The sequence below is a fragment of the Kiloniellales bacterium genome, from assembly GCA_030064845.1.
In the GTDB taxonomy this organism is placed as follows: Bacteria; Pseudomonadota; Alphaproteobacteria; order Kiloniellales; family JAKSDN01; genus JASJEC01.
On sequence record JASJEC010000031.1, the window covers coordinates 15,255 to 37,320 of the forward strand.

A 22,066-nucleotide genomic window follows, 5' to 3' on the forward strand; every position below is an offset into this window, starting at 1 on the left:
CGTCAGTCCGCGAAGGCCTTCTCGACCACGTAGTCGCCGGGCGACGCGTTGGAGCCTTCGCACAGGCCGGCGGCCTCGACCAGCTTCCGGGTGTCGGCGATCATTGCCGTAGAACCGCAGATCATCACCCTGTCCCCAACCGGGTCGAGGCCAGCGATGCCGAGATCCTGGAAGAAGCGCCCGCTCTCGATAAGGGTGGTGATGCGCCCGCTGTGCACATAGTTCTCGCGGGTCACGCTGGCATAGTAGGTCACCCGGGAGGGCGCCACCTCTCCGACCAGCGGGTCGTTCGCCAGATCCTCGACCAACTCGGCGCCGTAAGCGAGGTCCGCCACGTTGCGGCAGGTATGGGTTAGGACGACCTGCTGGAACTTCTCGTAGGTCTCCGGATCGCGTAGCAGGCTGGCGAAGGGGGCGATCCCGGTGCCGGTCGAGAACAGAAACAGCCGGCTGCCCGGCTTAAGGGCGTCGAGCACGAGCGTGCCGGTCGGCTTGCGGCCGAGCAGCACGGCGTCGCCGGGCCTGACGTGGCAGAGCCGCGAGGTCAGGGGGCCGTCCTCCACCTTGATCGAGAAGAAGTCGAGCCCGTCGTCCCACGACGGACTGGCGATGGAATAGGCGCGCGCAGGGGCCGCCCGTCGACCAGGAGCCCGAGCATGACGAACTCGCCGGACCGGAAGCGGAAGCTCATCGGTCTGGCGACCCGGAAAGAGAACAGCTCGTCCGTCCAATGCCGGACGCTCGCGATCTGCTCGAGCGTTACCGAGCTCGGCAGGACAAGAGCCTCAACGCCCATGGAAACTGGCCCCCTCTCAAGACTTGGCTGAGAAACGGCGCGAATGCGCCCTACACTGCCTACGTAAGAACCGCTGAATTGGCTCAACGCCGGAGGTGCCAGGGTTATAGTATGACGGTTACAGAACTCGGCACGATAAGCGTGCCGGGTTTCAGAAGCTGAATCACACGAGAATCATCGTGTTAGTGTCCCGGCCCCGAAGTCCGATCATTCGAACTTCGGGGCCGGGACACTGGTAACCAGCTGCCCGTTCGCCCTGGCGCCCCGCAATGGTAAGCGGAATTATCAGCAGCAGGGAACGGCACCTTGGAGACGTTGGAAGTAGCGGTCCTGCCGTCAAATGCGTGGTCAACGCCGGGAGCCTGGAGGCGGCGTGCGAACTAGCCTAGTCGTCGCCCATGAACAAACACGGCCTCATCGAATTCGATGTCGAACCGGTCGACCTCTTCATGAACGCCCTTTGGAGATAGCACGAACGCCGGCAGCGGCATGGACCAAGCCTGCAGGACGGTCAGGCCGTTCCAGCTAGGCGGCCCGCTGCCGCCGGCAGCTGCCTAGTTGTAGAAGAAGGCGCGTTTGGCCGCGCGCAGCTCCTCGACAGTCTTGCCGTCGCAGTCCTTGAGCTTGGGCGCCCGCACCACCCCGTCCTTGCCGATCTCGACCCGGTAGGCCTGCTGGCCCATGGCCGCGTAGTGGGTGGTGCCGTTGTCGTCGCGCCAAACCAGGTGGAAAACCAGCATCCCGCCCGGCCTTCCCGATATCGCCGCGATGGGACAGACGACGGCGTCGGGACGGCCGTCGAAAACCTGTGCGCCGGCCGGCGAGGCCGGCGCGAGCGCGGTAAGCGCCAAGAGTGCGATGGCGAGCCGCACGATCATAGGGCCGTCTCCCAATTCTGCTGCCCGACAAAGGGCTTGCTAGGTATAGGACATGAAGGCAGTGATCTCAACGAGAGGACAAGCGACCGCTCCCGCTTTTCGCCGGGCGGTCCGATGTCCGCCGAATAGCTGCAAAATCTTGGTGGGATTGGTGGGCGCACAAGGACTCGAACCTTGGACCCGCTGATTAAGAGTCAGCTGCTCTACCAACTGAGCTATGCGCCCCCAAAAATGCGGAAATGGCGTCTTTCCGCCCCAATTCAAGGATCTGGGGGCGGCTTGATATCAAATGCCGGGGGGCTTGTCGAGGACTTCGGTGGGCCGGGACGGCTGGGATCCAGGGCCTCGGCGACTAGGCCCCCGCCTTCCGCGGCGAGCCGGCCGGCGCCGCTGCGCAGCCCCGGCGAGGCGGCCAGCGCGCTGGCCAGCAGCAGCCAGAGCGCCAGCCCCAGCGCGCATCGCCCGCACCGGCGGCGGGGCGGGCCGACCGGCGGCGCGGCCAGCAGCGGCAGGATCACCAGGCCGCCCAGCGCCAGCGCCAGAAAGGCGTGGCGCGCCGGCGCGGCCGCGGCCCAGGCCACCTCGAGCGCCGGCAGCGGGCCCCAGAGGTGCCAGACCAGGTAGGCCCAGCGGGCCTCGCGGTCCGTGGCCGGGGGATCGGCGAGCAGGGCCCAGAACAGGCTGAAGGCGAGCGAGGCCAGCAGGTAGCACCAGGTGAGGAAGATGAGGTCGCCGGCCCGCTTCATGGAGCGGCACTTGGGGATGGAAAAAGGCGGCCCCGCGGTGCCGGGAAGGCCTTTTTCTGGCAGCGCTAGAGGCTGCTGAGAAAATGCCTAGTCGGCACCATCACCCTTCGACAAGCTCAGGGTGAGGGTGAATTGTTTCAAGCATTTACCCTCATCCCGAGCTTGTCGAAGGGTGATGGTGATCAAGGGCTCCAGGTCTTTTTGTGGCGGCGCTACAAGAGGTCGTCGTTGAGGCCGAGCCGGGGGATGCGCACGTCCCGGTGGATCGAGACCGAGAGCATCAGGCCGAGCGAGGCCATGACCGCCAGCATGGCGGTGCCGCCGTAGGAGATCAGCGGCAGGGGCACGCCGACCACGGGGATCAGGCCCATGACCATGGCGATGTTGATGAAGACGTAGAGGAAGAGGTTGAACATCAGCCCGATGGCGAGCACCCGGCCGAACTGGTTGCGCGCCCTGAGCGAGATCGCCATGCCGTAGACGAAGATCAGGGTGTAGAGGCAGAGCAGGCCCAGGCCGCCCAGCATGCCGAATTCCTCGGCCAGCATGGTGAAGATGAAGTCCGTGTGCTTCTCGGGCAGGAAGTCGAGGTGCGTCTGGGTGCCCTGCATGAAGCCGCGGCCCGCGACCCCGCCCGATCCGAGCGCGATCTTGGCCTGCAGGATGTGGTAGCCGGAGCCGAGCGGGTCGGACTCCGGGTTGAGGAAGGTCAGCACCCGCAGGCGTTGGTATTCGTGCAGGAACTGCCAGCCGATCGGGATCGCCGCCAGCCCGGCGACGCCCACCACGGCGAACTTCCAGATCCGGACCCCGGCGGCGAAGAAGACGATGGCGCCGGCCATCAGGAGCATGACGCCGGTGCCCAGGTCGGGCTGCTTCAGCACCAGGCCGGTCGGCACCAGGACGATCGCGATCGGCAGGAGCAGGCGCCAGGGGTTGCTGATCTCCTCGTTGGTCAGGCCGTGGAAGTAGCGCGCCAGCGCCAGCACCACCGCGACCTTCATGAGCTCCGAGGGCTGGACGTTGGCGAAGCCCAGATTGATCCAGCGCTGGGCGCCCATGCCGCGGCTGCCCGCAACCTCGACCGCGCCGAGCAGAATCAGACCGCCCAGGTAGATCAGGTACGCGTAGCGGAACCAGAAGCGCACGTCGATCAGCGCCAGGACCAGCATGACGCCGAAACCGACGGCGAGCCGCACCAGCTGGCGCGAGGCCCAGGGGTCCATGTGCCCGTCGGCCGCCGAGTAGAGCATGGCGCAACCGACGCCGCCCAGGGCGAGCACGATTAGGACCAGGCCCCAGTTGAGCTGGATCAGCTTGTCCGCGAGGCCCAGGCGGGTGTTGTGCTGAGACAGCTCGGAGTAGGCCATGGGCCGTCCGCTCCTAGCTTTCCGTGACCGTGCCGGCGTCCGCCAGGGGAATCCCCAGGGCTGCCGCCGGGTCGCGCCGCTGCACCTCAATCAGGACGTCGCGGGCGATCGGTGCCGCGACCTTGGAGCCGCCGCCGCCGTGCTGGACCAGGACCGCGCAGCAGTAGCGCGGCTTGTGCACCGGCGCATAGGCGACGAAGAGCGCGTGGTCGCGGAAGCGCCAGGGCAGCTCTTCGTTCTTCTTGACCCCAGCCTCGCGCTCCGCCTTGGTGATCCGGCGGACCTGCGAGGTGCCGGTCTTGCCGGCCATCTCCCAGCCCTCCTGCTGGATGCGCCGCCAGTAGGCGGTGCCCCGGGTCTCGTTGACCACGGCGTCCATGGCGCGGTGGACGATCTTCAGGTGGGCCGGCGATACCGCCATGTCTTCGAAGACCGGCGCCGTCTCGCCGATCACCGGGCCCTGACCCTCGACCTCGCGAAAGCCGCGGGTCAGGCGCGGCACGACCTTCTTGCCCGTGGCGAGCCGCGCGGTCATCGTCGCGAGCTGCAGCGGCGTGGTCAGGATGAAGCCCTGGCCGATCGCCGTCACCAGGGTCTCGCCGAGCTGCCAGGGCTCACCGATGGCGCCCAGTTTCCACTCCCGCGTGGGCACCACGCCGGGGCTCTCGCCGGGCAGGTCGATGCCGGCCACCTCGCCGAGCCCGAAGCGCGTCGCCATCTCCGAGATCCGGTCGATGCCGACCCGCTTGGACATCTCGTAGAAGTAGATGTCGCAGGAGTGCTTGATCGCACCGATCATGTCCTTGGTGCCGTGGCCGTGCTTCTTCCAGCAGTGGAAGCGCGCGTTGCCCAGCTTGGTCATGCCGCTGCAATAGGTCGTCTCGTTCGGGCTGATGCCCGCCTCGAGCGCCGCCAGAGCGACCAGCAGCTTGAAGGTCGACCCTGGGGCGTAGAGGCCGGCGACCGCCTTGTTGGTGAGCGGCGAGAGCGGATCGTTGACCAGCTGGGTCCACTGCCGGGCCGAGATGCCGAGGCTGAAGACGTTGGGGTCGTAGGACGGGACCGAGGAGAGCGCCAGGATATCGCCGTTCTCGATGTCCATGACGATGCAGGTCGCGCTCTTGTGTTGGGACAGCTGTTCGTGGACGAACAGCTGCAGGCCGGCGTCGATGGTGAGCACCAGCTCCTGCCCCGGATCGCCCTCCTCGCGGTTGATCTCGCGGATCACGCGGCCGAGCGCGTTGACCTCGATCTGGCTGCTGCCCGCCGTGCCGCGCAGCGCCAGGTCGTGCTGGCGCTCGATCCCGTTCTTGCCGATGCGGAAGCCCGGCAGCTCGAGCAGCGGATCGTCGGTCAGCTCGTCCTCCGACACGGCGGCGACGTAGCCGAGCACGTGGGTCATGGGGTCGGCGAAGGGATAGCGGCGGATCTGGCCGACGTCGATCGACACGCCGGGAAGGTCGGGCGCGTTGACCTCGATCTGGCTGACCTGCTGCCAGGTCAGGTTCTCGCGCACCGTGACCGGCACGAAGCCGCGCTTGCCCTTGGCCTCGCGTAGCACGCGGGCCCGGTCGTAGTCGCTGATCTCGATGATCTTCTGGAGGTCGTCCAGGGTGCGTTCCAGGTCGGGCGACTGCTCGCGCACGAGGAGCACCCGGTAGTTCTGCATGTTGTCCGCGATCGGCAGGCCGAAGCGGTCGATGATGCGGCCGCGCGGCGGCGCCAGCAGACGCAGGTTGATCCGGTTGTCCTCGGCCAGGGTAGCGTAGCGGTCGCGCTCGAGGATCTGGAGGTAGTACATGCGCCCGGTCAGGGCCGTGAGCAGCAGGCCCTGCCCGGCGCCGAGCAGCAGGGCCCGGCGCGTGAAGGCCCGGTAGCGGGAATGGTCGTCGCGCGCGCCGGCCATGGCCCCCTCCCCCTAGCGGACCAGCAGCCGCTGCGCCTTGGCGAAGAGCCAGGCGATCAGGGGATAGGCGGCGACTGTCGTGAGGAACTGGAACAGGACCGGCCAGAAGCTGAGCCAGTCGGCGTAGAGGATGCAGTTCAGGACCCAGGCGAGATACATGGCGCCGGCGGCGGTCATGGCGAAGAGCATCCACAGCATCTGGAAGGACGCGCGCAAAAACAAGCGGCGCTGCAGCTCAACCACGCTGTAGACCAGCAGCAGCGACAGGATGCCGACGCCGACGTAACCGCCGGACAGCAGGTCCTCGAACAGGCCGATCATGAAGGTGACCCAGAGCGGCAGGAGGTCGGGGCGGTGAACCGCCCAGTAGTAGACCGCAATCAGCGCCATCGACGGCACCAGGGCGGCGATGTCGGGATTCTGAAGGGGCACCATGCCGATCAGCACCAGGAGCATGGTCAGCACCAGGGGCGTCAGCCCGCGAGCCAGAATATCCAGGCGGTGCCAGATTCCTTCCATCGCGGCGCGTCACCGGGCGGGCCCGGCGTTCTCCTCGTTGCCGGCCGGCGCAGCGCCCGCTGCGGCCTCGGCCGCGGTTTCGCCTGCGGCGGCCTCGGGGCCCCCAGGGCCATCCGCCTGCGCCGACCCTTCGCCGGCGGGCGGGACCGCATCCTCGCCGCTATGGAAGGAGCGCAGAATGCCGGGCATCTCGTAGTTCACCAGCCGCAGGTACTCCATGTGGCCCCAGTCGACGAAGGGCTGGATGCGCACGCCCGCCTCGCCGCTCACCGCGACCTGGCCGACCGGCAGACCGGGCGGAAACACGCCGCCGTGTCCCGAGGTCACCACGCGCGCGCCGAGCGGCACGTCGATCCGCGGGTCGAGGTAGAGCAGCCGGGGCTGGGACCGGTTGTCGCCGGCCAGAATGGCCGGATCGCGCCGCTCGCCGACCAGGATCGGGATGCGGCTGTTCATGTCGGTGATCAGCAGCACGCGGGCGGTGCGGCTGCCGGATTCGACCACCCGGCCGGCCAGGCCGTCGCCGGTCAGCGCCGCCTGGCCCGGGACCACGTTCTCGCGCACCCCGGCGTTGACCAGGACCGAGCGCACATAGGCGCCGCCCTGGTCGCCGATCACCCGCGCCGTGACGAAGCCGATGCCCGGCTCGACCGGCAGGTTCAGCATGGTGCGCAGCGCCGCGTTCTCGGCCTCGAGACGGCGGGCCACGGTCTGCCAGTGCTGCAGCCGCTCGTTCTGGCGGCGCAGCTCGGTGTTCTCCTCGGCCACGGAGACCAGCTGTCCGGCTTGCGAGACCGCGTCGTTGAGGGTTGCCACGGGCTGGGAGACGGCCTCTAGGATCGGCGAGACGGTGTCGGTCAGCGCCGTGCGCACGCCCTCGACGAAGGTGCTGCCGGCGCGGTCGAGCAGCATGAGGGCGATCGCCATTGCGACCAGGAACAAGAGGCTAAAGCGTTGGGACCACGCCCTCACGGGCGTTGCCAGGCGAGCCGCCGAACCCGTCCGTCTGATCACGCCGACATCGACTCCAGGATTACACCGCCGAATCGTGACGCGGTACAGTGTAAGTGATGAACTCTACCCGGTATAGAGTCTGTCACTTAATAAAGCCTTTACACTTTCAGGCCGGCGGCGCGTTTTCAGTACTCGATCAGCACGTTGCGCATGGTCGGCAGCTCCTCGAGGCAGCGCCCGGTACCGAGCGCCACGCAGGACAGCGGGTCGTCGGCGATCGAGATCGGCAGCCCCGTTGAGGCCCGCAGCACGAAGTCCAGGTTCCGAAGCAGCGCGCCGCCGCCAGTCAAGACGATGCCCTTGTCGACGATGTCGGCGGCCAGCTCAGGCGCCGTGTGCTCGAGCGCGACCTTGACCGCCTCGATGATCGAGCCGACCGGCTCGCCCAGCGACTCGGCGATCTGCCGCTCGGAGATGATCAGCTCCTTGGGCACGCCGTTCATCAGGTCGCGGCCCTTGACCTCCATGGTGTCGCCCTCGCCATCTTCCGGCGGGCTGGCGGTACCGATGTCCTTCTTAATCCGCTCGGCCGACCCCTCGCCGACCAGCAGGTTATGGTTGCGCCGGATATAGGCGATGATCGCCTCGTCCATCTTGTCGCCGCCGACGCGGACCGAGCGGGAATAGACGATGCCGCCGAGCGACAGCACGGCGACCTCGGTCGTTCCGCCGCCGACGTCGACCACCATGGAGCCAGTCGGCTCGGTCACCGGCAGACCCGCGCCGATCGCCGCCGCCATGGGCTCCTCGATCAGGAAGACCCGCCGCGCGCCGGCGCTTTCGGCCGATTCCTGGATCGCCCGGCGCTCGACCGCTGTCGAGCCGGAGGGCACGCAGACGATCACCTGGGGCCGGGCGAAGGAGCGCCGGTTGTGCACCTTGCGGATGAAGTGCTTGATCATCTCCTCGGCGACTTCGAAGTCGGCGATCACGCCGTCGCGCAGCGGCCGGATCGCCTTGATGTTGCCCGGCGTGCGGCCCAGCATCATCTTCGCCTCGTCGCCGACCGCGACCACCTGCTTGCGGCCGCGCACCTCGGCGATCGCCACGACCGAAGGTTCGTTCAGGACGATGCCGCGGTTCCGGACGTAGACCAGCGTGTTCGCCGTGCCCAGGTCGATGGCCATATCGGCGGAGAGCATGCCGAGGAGGCGGGAGAGCATGTTACGCGGAGCCCCTCGAACGAATCAGCAATGTGCCAAGGAAGTCGTGATCACAGGGAGGGAATAACGCCCTGTTGGGGCGATTTCAAGGCATAGGTTACAACGAAATGACTAGAGCAGCGGCGGCGACGCGCCGTCTTGAAGCGCGCCGCCGCCGGTTGCCGGAACAGGCTTAGGCCGATATCGCCGCCGGCGCGGTCTTCTCGCGTTTCACCAGCAGCTTGTTCAGGGCGTTGATATAGGCGCGGGCCGAAGCAACCAGGGTGTCGTAGTCGGCGCCCTGGCCGTTGACGGTCTTGCCGGCCTCCTCGAGCCGCACGGTCACCTCCGCCTGGGCGTCGGTGCCGCCGGTCACCGCGTGGACCTGGTAGAGCTGCAAGCGGCCGTCGTGGGGGAAGATTTTGCGAATCGCCTGGAACACGGCGTCGACCGGGCCGTTGCCCTCGGCCGATTCGCTGTGCGCGACGCCGTCGACCTCCAGCTCGAGCTCCGCCTTCTGCGGCCCCTTGGATCCGCAGACCACCTGCAGCGAGCCGAACTTGATCCGGTCGTTGTGGCGCAGCACGGCGTCGTCGACCAGAGCGACGATGTCCTCGTCGTAGACGTCCTTCTTGTGGTCGGCCAGGTCCTTGAAGCGCTGGAAGGCGTCGTTCAACTCGTTGTCGCCGAGCGTAAAGCCCAGCTCCTCCAGCTTGGACTGGAAGGCGTGGCGGCCCGAGTGCTTGCCCATCACCAGGGTCGAGCGATTCAGACCGACCGACTCGGGCGTCATGATCTCGTAGGTTCCGGCGTGCTTCAGCATGCCGTCCTGGTGGATGCCCGCCTCGTGGGCGAAGGCGTTGGCGCCGACGATCGCCTTGTTGGGCTGGACCGTGAAGCCGGTCACCGCGGAGAGCAGGTGCGAGGCCTTGGTGATCATGGTGGTGTCGATGCCCGTGGTGTAGGGCATGGCGTCGTGGCGCGTCCTGAGCGCCATGACCACCTCCTCCATCGAGCAGTTGCCGGCCCGCTCGCCGATGCCGTTGATGGTGCACTCGACCTGCCGCGCGCCGGCCCTGACCGCTGCCAGGGAGTTGGCCACGGCCAGCCCCAGGTCGTTATGGCAGTGCACCGAGATGATCGCCTGGTCGATGTTGGGCACGCGGTTCATCAGCATGGCGATGAGCTCGTGGAACTCCTCGGGCACGGTGTAGCCCACCGTGTCGGGGATGTTGATCGTGCCGGCCCCCGCCTTGATCGCCGATTCGACGGTGCGGCAGAGGAAATCGTGCTCGGTGCGGGTGCCGTCCTCGGGCGACCACTCGACGTCGGGGCAGAGATTGCGGGCGTGGGTGACGCTGTCGATCACCGCCTGGTGCACGTCCTCTGGCTCCATCTGAAGCTTGTGCTTCATGTGCAGCGGCGAGGTCGACAGGAAGGTGTGGATCCGCGGCCGCTCCGCCGGACGCAGGGCTTCCCAGGCGCGGTCGATATCCTTGACGGTCGCCCGCGCCAGGCCGGCCACGGCGCTGTCCTTGACCCGTTTGGCGATCTTGTTCACCGCCTCGAAGTCGCCGCGCGACGCGATCGGGAAACCCGCCTCGATGACGTCGACGCCCATGCGCTCCAGCACGTCGGCGACCTGGATCTTCTCCTCCAGGTTCATGGAGCAGCCAGGCGACTGCTCGCCGTCGCGCAGCGTGGTATCGAAGATGACGACCCGGTCGGCGTCGCGTGCGTCCCGGTTGTCGGCGCCGCCCGTCTCGGCAGCGCCCTCGTTCTGACTATTCATGACTGTTTGTCCCTTCCGAAGAGCCCTGTGGTTAGCCTGGTCAATCTCCCCTGCTCGCTTGCCGCGCGGCGGCGGCTGTAGCGCTCAGGGGCAGCTAAGGAGGAGGGCCTCGGTGTTCAGGAGAGGGAGCAGGGTCGCACGACCGATCAACGCGCCCCGCGGGGCGGCGCTGCACTCTTCGGCGAAGGTTTCGGTCGTGCCCATGGCCGGGTAGTTTGCGGTCCAAGCTCTGTTACGGCGTTATATGTAGCCCCACGCCCGCCGGAGGACAAGCCGTATTGCCCTCGCCCCAGAATTTTGCGGCTCAGAATTTCTCGGCTCAGGACTTGATGTCGAGCAGGCTGCCGAGCACCTCGTCCTGGACCTTGAGCGCCGCGACATTGGCCTTGAAGGCGTTCTCGGCGCGGATCTGGACCGCGAACTCCTGAACCAGGTCGACGTTGGCCCGGGCCGCGATGCCGTCGGCGTCGGCGTTGGGGTCCGTGGGATTGTAGACCGGGACCGAGGGCGGCGAGACCGGCTTTTCCTCGGTCCGCACAACGCCGCCGGAGCCCGAAGTCTGAACCACCCGCCGCGGCACGTATTCGCCCCCGGTGGGCGCACTGCCGTCGAGCGGCAGGCCGCGCGTGCGCGCGTTGGCGACGTTGTCGGCCGAAACGGCCAGGTCCTTGGCCTGGGCCTGGAGGCTGGAGAGGGTCGAGGAGGCCGGGAAAATCATCTGCTCGCCTTTTGATCTAGCTATAACATCATAAGGCAGCGGCGCCGAAGTGGCAAATTATTGAATTTTATAGATATTTTACACCTGCTTTACCATGTCGGCCGGCTCCCCGCGGGCGGGCTTGACTCCTCTGTCTATATCGCATTGATATATTCAACTTCGATCTATGGAGGCGCGAGAAGCATGGATGCGAAGACCCTCTGCCTAGCCGTCCTGGAGCGGGGCGACGCCAGCGGCTACGAGATCAAAAAGGCGCTGGAGGAGCCTCCGTTGGTGCACTTCCAGGACACCAGTTTCGGTTCGATCTATCCGGCGCTGACCAAGCTGACCCGGGAAGGGCTGGTGCGCGGCACGGACTTTCCCCAGAAGAACCGCCCGGACAAAAAGGTCTACACGATCACGGCGGCGGGGCGCGCGCGCCTGAGCGAGGCGCTGTCCGAGCCGCCTGGGCCCGACCGCTTCCGCTCGGACTTCCTCTTCGCGCTGTTCCTCGGCCACCTGCTGCCGGACGGCCGGCTGCAGGAGGTCATCGCCGAGCGGATCGACTTCTACGAGGCCCAGGTCGCGCGCATGGAGGGCTGCGATCTGGCCGGCCTGCCGCCCAGCCAGCAGCTGGTCCACGGCTTCGGCCTGGCGCTCCACCGGGCGGCGGCGGACTACCTGCGGGCCAACCGGGACAGGATCGACGATCCCGCCGGTCTGCTCCGCGACACCCCGCTGATGGTCGCCGAGTAGCGGGCCCAGGAACCGCCTTCGCAATGCGCGCGTATAAGGATTTGGGGACAAGAAGGCTGCGGGCACGTTTATGAAGCGCTCCTACATCACAGCCGCGGTGCTGGCCGCCGCCGCCATCGCCTGGGTCGCCTCCGGCCAGCTGGGGGATCGGGGCGGCGCGCCCGTGGCCCAGAAGCCGCCGGCTCTGCTCGAGGCCGACAAGCAGCGGCCAAAGGTGCGCGTGCGCCGCCAGGTGGCCGAGGAGTGGGCCGCGGAGGTGGTCCTGCGCGGACGCACCGAGGCCGAACGCATCGTCGAGATCCGCGCCGAGACCGAAGGCCGCGTGATTGCGCTCAACGCCACCGACGGCGCCAAGGTGGAGGCCGAGCAGATCGTGGTCCGCCTCGACCCCGACGAGCGCCCGGCCATGATCGAGGAGGCCGAGGCCCTGCTCGAGCAGCGCGTGGTCGAGTATGACGCAGCGCGCAAGCTGACCAAGAAGGGCTTCCGCTCCGCGACCGCGCTGGCCGGCGCCCGCGCCGCGCTCGAATCCGCCGAGGCCGCCCTGAGCCAGGCCAGGGATGAGCTGAGCAACACCGACATCGAGGCCCCCTTCTCCGGCCTGATCGACGACCACATGGTCGAGATCGGCGACTTCGTCAAAGAGGGCGACCCGATCCTGCGCCTGGTCGACCTCGACCCGATCATCATCGTCGCCCAGGTGACGGAACGGAACATGGGCCGACTGTCGATGGGGACGCGCGGCCGGGCCAAGCTGCTGACCGGGCAGGAGGTCGAGGGCGAGCTCCGCTTCATGGGCGCCATCGCGGATCCGACCACCCGCACTTTCCGGGTCGAGATGGAGGTCGAGAACCCCGGCGGCAGGATCCCGGACGGCGCCACGGCGGAACTGCGCATCCCGACGAAGAGCGCGCGGGCGCACCGGGTCTCGCCGGCCGTGCTCACCCTGTCGGACCGGGGCCTGATCGGGGTGAAGGCGCTGTCGACCGACAACCGGGTGGCGTTTCACCCGGTCGAGATCCTCGAGAACGGGCCGGAGGGCATGTGGCTGGGCGGCCTGCCTGAGGAGTTCACGCTGATCACCGTGGGACAGGAGTTCGTCACCGAGGGCCAGGAGGTCGAGCCGGTCGACGAGCGGAGCCTGCAGGGGGACTTGCAGGGCGGAGGCACCTCGTGAACGCGATCATCGACGCCGCCATCGCGCATTCGCGGACCGTCATCGCGAGCCTGGTGCTGGTGCTGATCGCCGGCACCTATGCCTACCTCACGGTGCCCAAGGAAGCCGAGCCGGACGTCAACATCCCGATCCTCTACGTCAACCTGCATCACGAGGGCATCTCGCCCGAGGACTCCGAACGGCTGCTGATCAAGCCGATCGAGAAGCAGCTGCGCGACATCGAGGGCGCCAAGGAGATGCGGTCCGTCGCCTTCCTCGGCGGCGGCAACGTGGTGCTCGAGTTCGAGGCCGGATTCGACCCCGACGTCGCCATGGCCGATGTCCGGGCCAAGGTCGACCTGGCCAAGTCCGAGCTGCCGGAGGACGCCGACGAGCCGACGGTCCACGAGATCAACCTGAGCCTCTTCCCGGTCCTCGTGGTCACGCTCTCGGGCGACGTGCCCGAGCGCACGCTGCTGCACCTCGCGCGCGACCTGCAGGACCGGATCGAGAGCATCTCCAGCGTGCTCAAGGCGCAGATCGGCGGCGACCGCGACGAGCTCATCGAGCTGGTGGTCGATCCCCTGGTGCTGGAGAGCTATAACCTCGACGCCCGCGACATCATCAGTTCCGTCTCGCGCTCGAACCGCCTGGTCGCGGCGGGCGCCCTGGACACCGGCCAGGGCCGTTTCGCGATCAAGCTGCCCGGCCTGTTCGAGAGCCCCGACGACATCCTCGACATGCCGGTCAAGGTGAGCGGCGACGCGGTCATCCGCTTCCGCGACATCGGCACGCTGCGGCGGACCTTCAAGGACCCGGAAGGCTACGCCCGGATCAACGGCCAGCCGGCGATCTCGCTCGAGGTCTCCAAGCGCACCGGCGAGAACATCATCGAGACCATCGCCCAGGTGCGCGGCCTGGTCGAGGTCGTCCGCCAGGCCTGGCCGAAGGAGGTGGTGGTCAGCTACAGCCAGGACCGCTCGTCAAACATCCGCCAGATGCTCAGCGACCTGCAGAACAACGTGCTGAGCGCTGTAGTGCTGGTCATGGTGGTCGTGGTCGCGGCGCTCGGCCTGCGCACAGGCGGCCTGGTCGGCGTCGCGATCCCCGGCTCCTTCCTGGCGGGCATCCTGGTGCTCGCCGCGGCCGGGCTGACCGTCAACATCGTGGTGCTGTTCAGCCTGATCCTGGCCGTCGGCATGCTGGTCGACGGCGCCATCGTGGTAACCGAGTACGCGGACCGCAAGATGAGCGAGGGCTTCGACCGCAAGCGGGCCTACGCCCTCGCGGCCAAGCGCATGGCCTGGCCGATCATCGCGGCGACGGCGACCACGCTGGCCGCCTTTCTGCCGCTGATCTTCTGGCCCGGCACGGTCGGCGAGTTCATGAAGTTCCTGCCGATCACCCTGGTCGCGACCCTGACCGCGTCGCTCGCCATGGCGCTGATCTTCGTCCCGACGCTCGGCTCGGTCCTGGGCCGGCCGGGCGGCGCCGCCAGCCCCGACACGGCCAAGGCGCTGGCAGCCGGTCAGGATCAGCCGGTCTCGTCGATTTCCGGCTTCACCGGGGGCTACCTCCGCGTCCTGGAGGCCGCGCTGCGGGTGCCCGGCCTGATCCTGCTGGCCGCGATCGGCTGCCTCGTCGCCATCGTCGTCTACTACGCCAGCCACGGCCGCGGCGTGGAGTTCTTTCCCGACGTCGAGCCAGACGGCGCCGCCCTCCAGGTCCACGCCCGCGGCAACATGTCGATCGACGAGCGGGACCAACTCCTGCGCCAGGTCGAGGACCGCATTCTCGACCTGCAGCGCGAGCGGGGCGAGTTCCATGCCATCTACGCCCGCAGCGTCGCCGCCTCCGGTCGGCAGGGCGGCGACGAGCCCGAGGACCTGATCGGCACGATCCAGGTCGAATTCACCGATTGGCAACTGCGGCGTCCGGCCGACGAGATCCTCGCCGAGGTGCGGGAGCGCAGCGGCGAGCTCGCCGGCATCGCCGTCGCGCCGCGCAAGGAGGAGGCCGGCCCGCCGGTCGGCAAGCCGGTGCAGATCGAGGTGGCGTCCGACGACCCCGAGTTGATCGGCGAGGCCGTGACCCGAATCCTGTCGGTGATGGACGAGATGGGCGGCTTCGTCGACCTGGAGGACGGCCGCCAGATCCCGGGGATCGAGTGGGAGCTGACCGTCGACCGCCCCCAGGCCGCCAAGTTCGGCGCCGACATCACCCTGATCGGCAACTACGTCCGCATGATCACCAACGGCATGAAGCTGGGCGAGTATCGACCCGACGACGGCGACGACGAGATCGACATCGTGGTCCGGCTGCCACTGGTCTACCGCTCGATCGACCACCTGGACCAGATCCGAGTCCAGACTCCCGCCGGCATGGTGCCGATCTCGAACTTCGTCGAGCGGCGGGCCCAGCCCAAGGTCGGCATGCTGCACCGGGTCGACGGCAGCCGGGCCATGACGATCAAGGCCGACGTCGCTAACGGCATCCTGGTCGACGACCACGTGCAGGCGCTGCGTGCCAGGCTAGCCGAGATCCCGATCGACCCTCGGGTCCGCGTCAACTTCAAGGGCGAGGACGAAGAGCAGGAGGCCGCCAAGGCCTTCCTGGGCAAGGCCTTCGCCGTGGCGCTGTTCCTCATGGCGATCATCCTTGTCACCCAGTTCAACAGCTTCTACAGCGCCTTCCTCATACTCTCGGCGGTGATCATGTCGACCACCGGCGTCATGATCGGCCTGCTGGTCACCGACCAGCCCTTCGGCATCGTGATGTCGGGGATCGGCGTGATCGCGCTGGCCGGGATCGTGGTCAACAACAACATCGTGCTGATCGATACCTTCGACCGCCTGAAGCAGGTCACGCCGAGCGTGCGCGAGGCGATCCTGCGCACCGGCGCTCAGCGTCTGCGCCCGGTTCTCTTGACCACGATCACGACGATCCTGGGGCTCATGCCCATGGTCCTGGCGACCAACATCGATCTGATCGAGCGGACGGTGCAGACCGGCGCACCCTCGACCCAGTGGTGGCGCCAGCTCTCGACCGCCATCGTATTCGGCCTCGGCTTCGCGACCGTTCTGACCCTGGTGGTGACGCCCTCGGCGCTGATGTTCCGCGCCAACCTGGTCGACTTCGTGCGGCGGCGCTTCGGCCGCGGGACCCCGGCGCCGGACGCGGACGACAGCGTCGCGCCCGCCGAGCTCGGCCCCTATCCCAAGGCCGCGGAGTAGAGGCGCGGCATCGCCGCTCCCGGGTTGTCCGCCCGGCGTCCCGATTCAGGACGGACCCGCATCCTCTTCGACGGACTCGACAGAGACCCGGCGGCCATGCTTGCGCTCGAGCCGGCGATACTGCTGGAAGGCGTAGGGGATGCTGACCAGGTAGGCCACGGCACCGACCCCGATCGTGATCCAGGGCGTCGAGATCAGGAAGGCCGCCGCGGCGCCGACGCCGAGCAGGACAAAGACCACGTAGCGCGCCGGGATCTTCACCTGCTTCACGGCCAGCGTCGGCACCCTGCTGACCATCAGCGCCGAGATACCGACCATCACGGGACCGGTGATCAGCGGACTGGCGGCGACGCTGCTCTCGGTTTCCAGCCAGACCACCAGCGGGAGGAGCGCCAGGATGCCGCCCAGCGGCGCCGGCACGCCAACGAAGAAGTTCTTCGACCAGGCCGGCTCGGGGACGTCGGAATCGAGCGCCGTATTGAACCGCGCCAGACGCAGGGCGCAGCAGACCGCGAACAGCAGCGCCAGGGCCCAGCCGAAACCGCCGGCCACTTGCAAGCTCCAGAGATAAATCACGAAGGCCGGCGCGACCCCGAAGGAGACGAAGTCGGAGAGCGAGTCGAGCTCGGCGCCGAAGCGGCTCGAGGCGCCCAAGGCCCGGGCGATCCGGCCGTCGAGGCCGTCCAGGACGGCGGCGACGAGGATCGCGACCACCGCCTTCTCCCAGGCCCCCTGAAGCCCATAGCGCATCGCGGTCACGCCGGCGCACAGCGCCAGCAACGTCAGGATGTTGGGAATCAGTCGATTGATCGACTGGCCGCGCAGCCGTCTTTGTCGTGGTATCTGCATGCCCAGTTCCTCGGCTACCTCTCTTCCGCCTCGCGCTGCGGCTCCTTGGATGCGAGATCGGCCAGCACCGTCTCTCCGCCGACGGCCCTCTGACCGACGGCGACGAGCGGCGCCACGCCGGCGGGCAGGAAGAGATCGGTCCGGCTGCCGAAGCGGATCAGGCCGAAACGCTCGCCGGCCCTGACCGTCTGGTTGAGCTTGAGATCGCAGACGATTCGCCGCGCCACCAGCCCGGCAATCTGAACCACACCCATGCGCCGGCCGTCGGCCATGTCGATTACCACCGACTGGCGCTCGTTGTCTTCCGACGCCTTGTCGAGCGCGGCGTTCAAGAACTTGCCCGGGTGATACTCGAGCCGCGACACCGTGCCGGAGATCGGGATCCGGTTGATGTGAACATCGAAGACGTCGAGAAAGATGCTGATCCGGGTGAGCGGCTCCTCGCCCAGATCCATCTCGGCCGGTGGCTTGGCCGGGCCGACCCATTGGACACGCCCGTCGGCCGGCGCCAGGACCAGGCCGTCGCGAACCGGCACCATGCGCGGCGGGTCGCGGAAGAAGTAACAGCACCACGCGGTCGCAACCAGGCCGAGCCAGAACAGGGGCGCCCAGAGGAAGCCCAGGATCACGGTAGCGACGAAGAACGCAGCGACAAAGGGCCAGCCGGCCCTGTGAAGCGGCACCAGCATAGACGAAGCTCCAGGAAGGCGAGCCGATGACGGCGGCGCCAGCATAGCCTTCGGCAGAGCCTTGGCAAGGCCGACAGCCCCGATCGGATCGCTCGCGGCTACTATCGGCTGTCAAGCTTTACCGGAACTTAAGGCCGCTCCTGTAGCTAGAATCGGCTAAACCGTTGAAACGAGCACGATCAGCGAGGCTGAAGCGGACCATGGGCGCCAGCGACGAAGACTCGGGCAAGGTCGCGACGATCGCTCGCGGCGGTTGGATGGAAGCCGGCCTGCTGCTGTTCGACAGCAGCGGAAAGATCATCAAGCGCCGAGGCGACGGGCCGGTTCGATTCGCCTTCGAGTATCGCGACGCTCCCTACGATGTCGAGGTAGACATTGGCGCCGAGCCTGAGCTACGGCTGACCGGACGGTTCGGCGCCCTGCCCTTCACCGCCGAATGTCCCGAGGTCCGGCAGCTGGTCCTGAAGCTGGTCGAAGCCAGCCACAACATGAAGCGCGGCCGGCTTTCGGTGAACGCCAAGAAAGAGATCGAGTTGCAGGCAAGGGCCGTCCCGCCCAATGGCGGCTCGCCGGACGGGATCATGGCCGTCATCGTGGCCCTGCTGCTCGAAACGCAGCCCTGCGTCGCCTTGCTCAAGGATCTGCTCGCGGCCCGGCCGATCATGCCGCCGATCGACGAGGAAGCCGATCCCAGCGAGAATTTGCGCGCCGCGACCTGAACCGGATCATGGTTCGAGGGCACCGCGAAGCCTTTCCGTTAAAGCGTGATCCCCGCCAGGGTCAGTTGGACTGAGGCAAGGCGAAGACCTGACCGGGATAGATCAGGTCGGGGTCCCGGATCTGGTTGGCGTTGGCCTCGAAGATCAGGGTGTACTGCGTGCCTTCGCCGTAACGCCGCCGCGCGATGCGCCAGAGGCTGTTGCCCGGCTGAACGATGACGAAGTCGTCGTCCGCCAGATCGGTCAGCAGAGTCGAGCGCGAGAAGGGCGTCTCCACACGCGCCAGCACTCTGCCAGTTCCATCGACCTGGTCGACCCGTAGACGGTGCAGGCCCGACGCGACGGCGCCTTCGGGAATGAGACGCCAGCGCCCGTCGTCGCCGACGGGCGACTGCCCGACCAGCCGGTCGTCGAGATAGACCAGGACCAGGGCGCCGATCGGCCCGCGGCCGCTGATGATGACACGGCCCGTCTCGTCGTAGTCGATGGCGTTGAGCAGAAGATCCCGATCGCCGATGCCGTCACCACTCTGCAGCACCGTCGAGGCGCCGCCCGCGCGCGGCGTGAGAACCGCGAGCGCCTTGCCGGAGCCGTCCGACGGCGACAGCGACGGCGTTCCGGCGACCGCCTCGCCGCCGCCCTCGGGAACCACGACGACCACCACGTTGTCCGATTGCAGCGCCGCCGTCGCCTGCCCGCCCGGCGACGCCCTGAGCGTCAGTTCGTGGTTGCCCGGCGCCAGCGGCTTCTCGAGCAGCAGCACGAACTCGCCGGAACTGTTCGCCGTGGCCTCTCCGATCGGCGAGCCGCGGTCCAGGACGGTGACCGTGGCACCCGGCTCGGCGCGTCCGGCGATCACCGTCTCGCCGCTGGGCTCGACCCGGACGATATCGAAACTCGGCTTCGCCGCCTGGTCGTCCGCCTCGTCCGACGCCGACGCGGCGGGCTCGCCCGCCGGCTGACCCTGCGGCTCGGCGTCCGGCGCCTTCGGCACCACCGCGATCCCTGTGGTTGGCGCTCCCTGCGGCGTCGCGGACTTGTCGTCGCCGTCCCCGCCGCGCATGCTCAGGACGCCCACGACCACCCCGCCCACCAGGATCACACCGGCGATCGCAAGGAGAAGCTTTGAATTTTTCAAGGAACTCGACTCCGGTCGTGCCGCTGGATCACCCTAGTACGGGCACGCCTTCATCGCAATCATAGCACAACCGGGGGAGAACCGCCGCCATGGCTACGCTTGGAACGCTCTGTGTTTACTGCGGCTCCTCCGGTCAGGTCGACCCGCGCCACCTGGAAGCGGCGTCGGAACTCGGCCGCCGTGCGGCGGAGCGCGACGTCGGGATCGTCTTCGGCGGCGGCCGGGTCGGCCTGATGGGGCGGGTTGCCGACGGGGCGCTGGCCGCCGACGGACGGGTCGTCGGCATTATCCCGGAGCACCTGATGGAGCTCGAGGCCGGCCACCCGGGCGTGACCGAGCTCGAGGTCGTCGGCTCGATGCACCTCCGCAAGGCGCGCATGTGCCAGCTCTCAGACGCCTTCTGCATCCTTCCCGGCGGCCTGGGAACGCTGGACGAGACCTTCGAGATCATCACCTGGCGGCAGCTCCGGCTGCACGACAAGCCGATCGTGATCGTCAATGTCGACGACTTCTGGCGACCGCTCCTGGACCTCATTGGACACCAGACCGACCAGGGCTACCTCAGCTACAACAACGAAACCCTGTTCAAGGTCGTAAGCGAGGTCGACGAGGTCTTCGAAGCCGTGGAGGCCGCGCCGGAGCCGCGCTACCCGCTGGACGCCTCGCTGCTCTGAAGCTCGGTCGCCCACGTCTTGCACTGCGGGCGCAGACTGCTATCTTCGTGCCGCGCCACGGCGCCATTTCCTGCGTGACGGTCTCCCAAGAACCCGGAGCTTTCCATGGCCAAGATCAAGGTCAAAACACCCCTCGTCGAACTCGACGGCGACGAGATGACGCGCATCATCTGGGCCATGATCAAGGACAAGCTGATCCTGCCCTACCTGGATGTCGAGCTCGACTACTTCGATCTTTCGGTCCAGAAACGTGACGAGACCGACGACCAGATCACGATCGACGCGGCCGAGGCGATCAAGCGGCGCGGCGTCGGGGTCAAGTGCGCGACGATCACGCCGGACGAGGCCCGGGTCGAGGAGTTCGACCTGAAGAAGATGTGGCGCTCGCCCAACGGAACGATCCGGAACATCCTGGGCGGGACCGTGTTCCGCCAACCGATCATCATGCAGAACGTGCCGCGCCTGGTGCCCGGCTGGACCGAACCCATCGTGATCGGCCGTCATGCCTTCGGCGATCAGTACCGGGCGACCGACTTCCTGGTGCCGGGCGCCGGCAAGCTGACCATGACCTTCACGCCGGCCGGTGGCGGCGAGCCGCAGACCTACGATGTATTCGACTTCCCCGAGAGCGGCATCGCGCTCGGCATGTACAATCTCGACGAGTCGATCCGGGGCTTCGCGCGGGCCTGCTTCAACTATGGCCTCAGTCTGGGCTGGCCGGTCTACCTCTCGACCAAGAACACGATCCTCAAGGCCTACGACGGCCGATTCAAGGATCTGTTCCAGGAGGTCTTCGACCGGGAGTTCAAGGACAAGTTCGCCGGCAAGAACATTTCCTACGAGCACCGCCTGATCGACGACATGGTGGCGGCGGCCCTGAAGTGGTCCGGCGGCTTTGTCTGGGCCTGCAAGAACTACGACGGCGACGTGCAGTCCGACACGGTGGCCCAGGGCTTCGGCTCGCTCGGCCTCATGACCTCGGTCCTGATGACGCCCGACGGCCAGACCATCGAGGCGGAAGCGGCGCACGGCACGGTGACCCGGCACTACCGCATGCACCAGGAGGGCAAGGACACCTCGACCAATCCCATCGCGTCGATCTTCGCCTGGACCCGCGGCCTCAGCTACCGCGGCGAATTCGACGGCACGCCCGACGTGACGGATTTCGCCAAGACCCTGGAGCAAGTCTGCATCGACACGGTCGAGTCGGGCGACATGACCAAGGACCTGGCGCTCCTGATCGCGCCCGACCAGAAGTGGCTGACCACCGGCCAGTTCATGGACAAGCTCGACGAGAACCTCAAGAAAGCCATGGCGTGACGGCCTCGCGCCGCACAGCCCCGACCATTGAACCCTGAGCGGAACGGAGAGGGAATGCGACCCATGCGACTGCTCAAATCACTCCTCTTGACGATAGGCCTGATCATGACAGCTTCCGCCGCCCAGGCGCAGACCGACCCCGAGAACACCCTCATCATGGAGATCGTCCACGGCAAGGTGGTGATCGAGATGCTGCCCCAAGTGGCGCCCAAGCACGTCGACAGGATCCGCGCTCTGGTGCGCGAGGGCTTCTACGATGGCGTGGTGTTCCACCGCGTGATGGAGGGCTTCATGGCCCAGACCGGCGACCCGACCGGCACCGGCCGCGGCGGCTCGGGCCAGAACATCGACGCCGAGTTCAGCACCGAGCCCTTCATCCGGGGCACGGTCGGCATGGCCCGCGCCCAGAGCCCGAACAGCGCCGACAGCCAGTTCTTCATCTGCTTCGACGACGCCTCCTTCCTGAACGGCAAGTACACCGTCTGGGCCCGCGTGGTCGAGGGGATGGAAGCGGTCGACCAGATCAAGAAGGCGCCGGCCGGCCGGCAGAGCGGCATGGTCGACGACCCCGACAAGATCATCAGCCTGAAGGTCGCCGCCGACGTCCAATAGGGCCGTCCGGGAAGCCAACGGCCCTCACCCCTCTCCCACAGGGAGAGGGGTGAGGGCTGT

At 67.5% G+C, this 22,066-nt stretch carries 19 protein-coding genes, 1 tRNA gene and 1 pseudogene; 7 read left to right on the top strand and 14 right to left on the bottom strand.

Annotated elements, in window-relative coordinates; all coding sequences use genetic code 11:
• Positions 1-2: 2 nt before the first annotated feature.
• The 11 genes and pseudogenes from QNJ67_12945 to QNJ67_12995 form a co-directional block, all read right to left on the bottom strand.
• Positions 3-796: pseudogene (locus QNJ67_12945) on the bottom strand (ferredoxin--NADP reductase).
• Positions 797-1,350: 554 nt separating this feature from the next.
• The gene (locus tag QNJ67_12950; protein ID MDJ0609878.1) at positions 1,351-1,674 is read right to left on the bottom strand and encodes a hypothetical protein; all 324 of its coding nucleotides are present in this window, start codon (positions 1,672-1,674) and stop codon (positions 1,351-1,353) included.
• A 149-nt stretch (positions 1,675-1,823) separates the two neighbouring features.
• Positions 1,824-1,899 (bottom strand) — tRNA-Lys (locus QNJ67_12955).
• A gap of 35 nt (positions 1,900-1,934) precedes the next feature.
• A complete protein-coding gene (locus QNJ67_12960; GenBank protein ID MDJ0609879.1) occupies positions 1,935-2,420 on the bottom strand; it encodes a hypothetical protein in 486 nt (161 codons plus the stop codon).
• A gap of 212 nt (positions 2,421-2,632) precedes the next feature.
• Entirely contained in the window at positions 2,633-3,790 is a 1,158-nt protein-coding gene (rodA, locus tag QNJ67_12965) for a rod shape-determining protein RodA (protein ID MDJ0609880.1), read from the bottom strand.
• Positions 3,791-3,803: 13 nt separating this feature from the next.
• Positions 3,804-5,696 carry a penicillin-binding protein 2 gene (mrdA, locus tag QNJ67_12970; protein MDJ0609881.1) on the bottom strand — a complete coding sequence of 631 codons (1,893 nt, stop codon included), beginning with the start codon at positions 5,694-5,696 and terminating at the stop codon, positions 3,804-3,806.
• 12 nt (positions 5,697-5,708) lie between these two features.
• Complete coding sequence (mreD, locus tag QNJ67_12975) at positions 5,709-6,215, bottom strand: rod shape-determining protein MreD (GenBank protein ID MDJ0609882.1); 507 nt, start codon at positions 6,213-6,215, stop codon at positions 5,709-5,711.
• 9 nt (positions 6,216-6,224) lie between these two features.
• The gene (mreC, locus tag QNJ67_12980) at positions 6,225-7,157 is read right to left on the bottom strand and encodes a rod shape-determining protein MreC (protein MDJ0609883.1); all 933 of its coding nucleotides are present in this window, start codon (positions 7,155-7,157) and stop codon (positions 6,225-6,227) included.
• A 197-nt stretch (positions 7,158-7,354) separates the two neighbouring features.
• Positions 7,355-8,392 carry a rod shape-determining protein gene (locus tag QNJ67_12985; GenBank protein ID MDJ0609884.1) on the bottom strand — a complete coding sequence of 346 codons (1,038 nt, stop codon included), beginning with the start codon at positions 8,390-8,392 and terminating at the stop codon, positions 7,355-7,357.
• Between the two features lie 172 nt (positions 8,393-8,564).
• The gene (locus tag QNJ67_12990) at positions 8,565-10,163 is read right to left on the bottom strand and encodes a 2-isopropylmalate synthase (GenBank protein MDJ0609885.1); all 1,599 of its coding nucleotides are present in this window, start codon (positions 10,161-10,163) and stop codon (positions 8,565-8,567) included.
• A gap of 319 nt (positions 10,164-10,482) precedes the next feature.
• Entirely contained in the window at positions 10,483-10,881 is a 399-nt protein-coding gene (locus QNJ67_12995) for a flagellar basal body rod C-terminal domain-containing protein (GenBank protein MDJ0609886.1), read from the bottom strand.
• A gap of 183 nt (positions 10,882-11,064) precedes the next feature.
• Between QNJ67_12995 and QNJ67_13000 the strand changes: the two genes are divergently transcribed.
• The 3 genes from QNJ67_13000 to QNJ67_13010 all read left to right on the top strand — a co-directional run bounded on the left by QNJ67_13000 (position 11,065) and on the right by QNJ67_13010 (position 16,005).
• A complete protein-coding gene (locus QNJ67_13000; protein ID MDJ0609887.1) occupies positions 11,065-11,616 on the top strand; it encodes a PadR family transcriptional regulator in 552 nt (183 codons plus the stop codon).
• Positions 11,617-11,686: 70 nt separating this feature from the next.
• Positions 11,687-12,793 carry an efflux RND transporter periplasmic adaptor subunit gene (locus QNJ67_13005; GenBank protein ID MDJ0609888.1) on the top strand — a complete coding sequence of 369 codons (1,107 nt, stop codon included), beginning with the start codon at positions 11,687-11,689 and terminating at the stop codon, positions 12,791-12,793.
• The gene (locus tag QNJ67_13010; protein MDJ0609889.1) at positions 12,790-16,005 is read left to right on the top strand and encodes an efflux RND transporter permease subunit; all 3,216 of its coding nucleotides are present in this window, start codon (positions 12,790-12,792) and stop codon (positions 16,003-16,005) included. The genes QNJ67_13005 and QNJ67_13010 overlap by 4 nt, the downstream gene beginning before the upstream one ends.
• A gap of 45 nt (positions 16,006-16,050) precedes the next feature.
• Here the strand turns inward: QNJ67_13010 and pssA are convergent, their stop codons facing one another.
• Positions 16,051-16,854, bottom strand: coding sequence for a CDP-diacylglycerol--serine O-phosphatidyltransferase (gene pssA / locus QNJ67_13015; GenBank protein ID MDJ0609890.1), 804 nt, complete (start codon positions 16,852-16,854; stop codon positions 16,051-16,053).
• Positions 16,855-16,868: 14 nt separating this feature from the next.
• Positions 16,869-17,543, bottom strand: coding sequence for a phosphatidylserine decarboxylase (locus QNJ67_13020; GenBank protein ID MDJ0609891.1), 675 nt, complete (start codon positions 17,541-17,543; stop codon positions 16,869-16,871).
• A gap of 200 nt (positions 17,544-17,743) precedes the next feature.
• Between QNJ67_13020 and QNJ67_13025 the strand changes: the two genes are divergently transcribed.
• The gene (locus QNJ67_13025) at positions 17,744-18,262 is read left to right on the top strand and encodes a hypothetical protein (protein ID MDJ0609892.1); all 519 of its coding nucleotides are present in this window, start codon (positions 17,744-17,746) and stop codon (positions 18,260-18,262) included.
• Between the two features lie 61 nt (positions 18,263-18,323).
• Here QNJ67_13025 and QNJ67_13030 read toward each other — a convergent pair whose 3' ends face one another.
• A complete protein-coding gene (locus tag QNJ67_13030) occupies positions 18,324-19,400 on the bottom strand; it encodes an Ig-like domain-containing protein (protein ID MDJ0609893.1) in 1,077 nt (358 codons plus the stop codon).
• An 89-nt stretch (positions 19,401-19,489) separates the two neighbouring features.
• Between QNJ67_13030 and QNJ67_13035 the strand changes: the two genes are divergently transcribed.
• The 3 genes from QNJ67_13035 to QNJ67_13045 all read left to right on the top strand — a co-directional run bounded on the left by QNJ67_13035 (position 19,490) and on the right by QNJ67_13045 (position 22,006).
• Positions 19,490-20,074: a TIGR00730 family Rossman fold protein gene (locus QNJ67_13035; GenBank protein MDJ0609894.1), complete on the top strand. Its 585-nt coding sequence runs from the start codon at positions 19,490-19,492 to the stop codon at positions 20,072-20,074.
• A 105-nt stretch (positions 20,075-20,179) separates the two neighbouring features.
• Positions 20,180-21,394, top strand: a complete 1,215-nt coding sequence (locus QNJ67_13040; protein MDJ0609895.1) for an NADP-dependent isocitrate dehydrogenase — start codon at positions 20,180-20,182, stop codon at positions 21,392-21,394.
• Between the two features lie 105 nt (positions 21,395-21,499).
• Positions 21,500-22,006 (top strand): peptidylprolyl isomerase, encoded by a 507-nt coding sequence (locus tag QNJ67_13045; GenBank protein ID MDJ0609896.1) that lies wholly within the window; start codon positions 21,500-21,502, stop codon positions 22,004-22,006.
• The last annotated feature ends 60 nt before the right edge of the window (positions 22,007-22,066 follow it).

What these genes read in the sequence shown, in the direction of transcription:
- QNJ67_12950 (MDJ0609878.1), bottom strand. Translation starts at nt 1,674, where the DNA reads ATGATCGTGCGGCTCGCCATCGCACTCTTGGCGCTTACCGCGCTCGCG.
- QNJ67_12960 (MDJ0609879.1), bottom strand. Translation starts at nt 2,420, where the DNA reads ATGAAGCGGGCCGGCGACCTCATCTTCCTCACCTGGTGCTACCTGCTG.
- rodA (MDJ0609880.1), bottom strand. Translation starts at nt 3,790, where the DNA reads ATGGCCTACTCCGAGCTGTCTCAGCACAACACCCGCCTGGGCCTCGCG.
- mrdA (MDJ0609881.1), bottom strand. Translation starts at nt 5,696, where the DNA reads ATGGCCGGCGCGCGCGACGACCATTCCCGCTACCGGGCCTTCACGCGC.
- mreD (MDJ0609882.1), bottom strand. Translation starts at nt 6,215, where the DNA reads ATGGAAGGAATCTGGCACCGCCTGGATATTCTGGCTCGCGGGCTGACG.
- QNJ67_12985 (MDJ0609884.1), bottom strand. Translation starts at nt 8,392, where the DNA reads ATGCTCTCCCGCCTCCTCGGCATGCTCTCCGCCGATATGGCCATCGAC.
- QNJ67_12990 (MDJ0609885.1), bottom strand. Translation starts at nt 10,163, where the DNA reads ATGAATAGTCAGAACGAGGGCGCTGCCGAGACGGGCGGCGCCGACAAC.
- QNJ67_12995 (MDJ0609886.1), bottom strand. Translation starts at nt 10,881, where the DNA reads ATGATTTTCCCGGCCTCCTCGACCCTCTCCAGCCTCCAGGCCCAGGCC.
- QNJ67_13000 (MDJ0609887.1), top strand. Translation starts at nt 11,065, where the DNA reads ATGGATGCGAAGACCCTCTGCCTAGCCGTCCTGGAGCGGGGCGACGCC.
- QNJ67_13005 (MDJ0609888.1), top strand. Translation starts at nt 11,687, where the DNA reads ATGAAGCGCTCCTACATCACAGCCGCGGTGCTGGCCGCCGCCGCCATC.
- pssA (MDJ0609890.1), bottom strand. Translation starts at nt 16,854, where the DNA reads ATGCAGATACCACGACAAAGACGGCTGCGCGGCCAGTCGATCAATCGA.
- QNJ67_13020 (MDJ0609891.1), bottom strand. Translation starts at nt 17,543, where the DNA reads ATGCTGGTGCCGCTTCACAGGGCCGGCTGGCCCTTTGTCGCTGCGTTC.
- QNJ67_13025 (MDJ0609892.1), top strand. Translation starts at nt 17,744, where the DNA reads ATGGGCGCCAGCGACGAAGACTCGGGCAAGGTCGCGACGATCGCTCGC.
- QNJ67_13035 (MDJ0609894.1), top strand. Translation starts at nt 19,490, where the DNA reads ATGGCTACGCTTGGAACGCTCTGTGTTTACTGCGGCTCCTCCGGTCAG.
- QNJ67_13040 (MDJ0609895.1), top strand. Translation starts at nt 20,180, where the DNA reads ATGGCCAAGATCAAGGTCAAAACACCCCTCGTCGAACTCGACGGCGAC.
- QNJ67_13045 (MDJ0609896.1), top strand. Translation starts at nt 21,500, where the DNA reads ATGACAGCTTCCGCCGCCCAGGCGCAGACCGACCCCGAGAACACCCTC.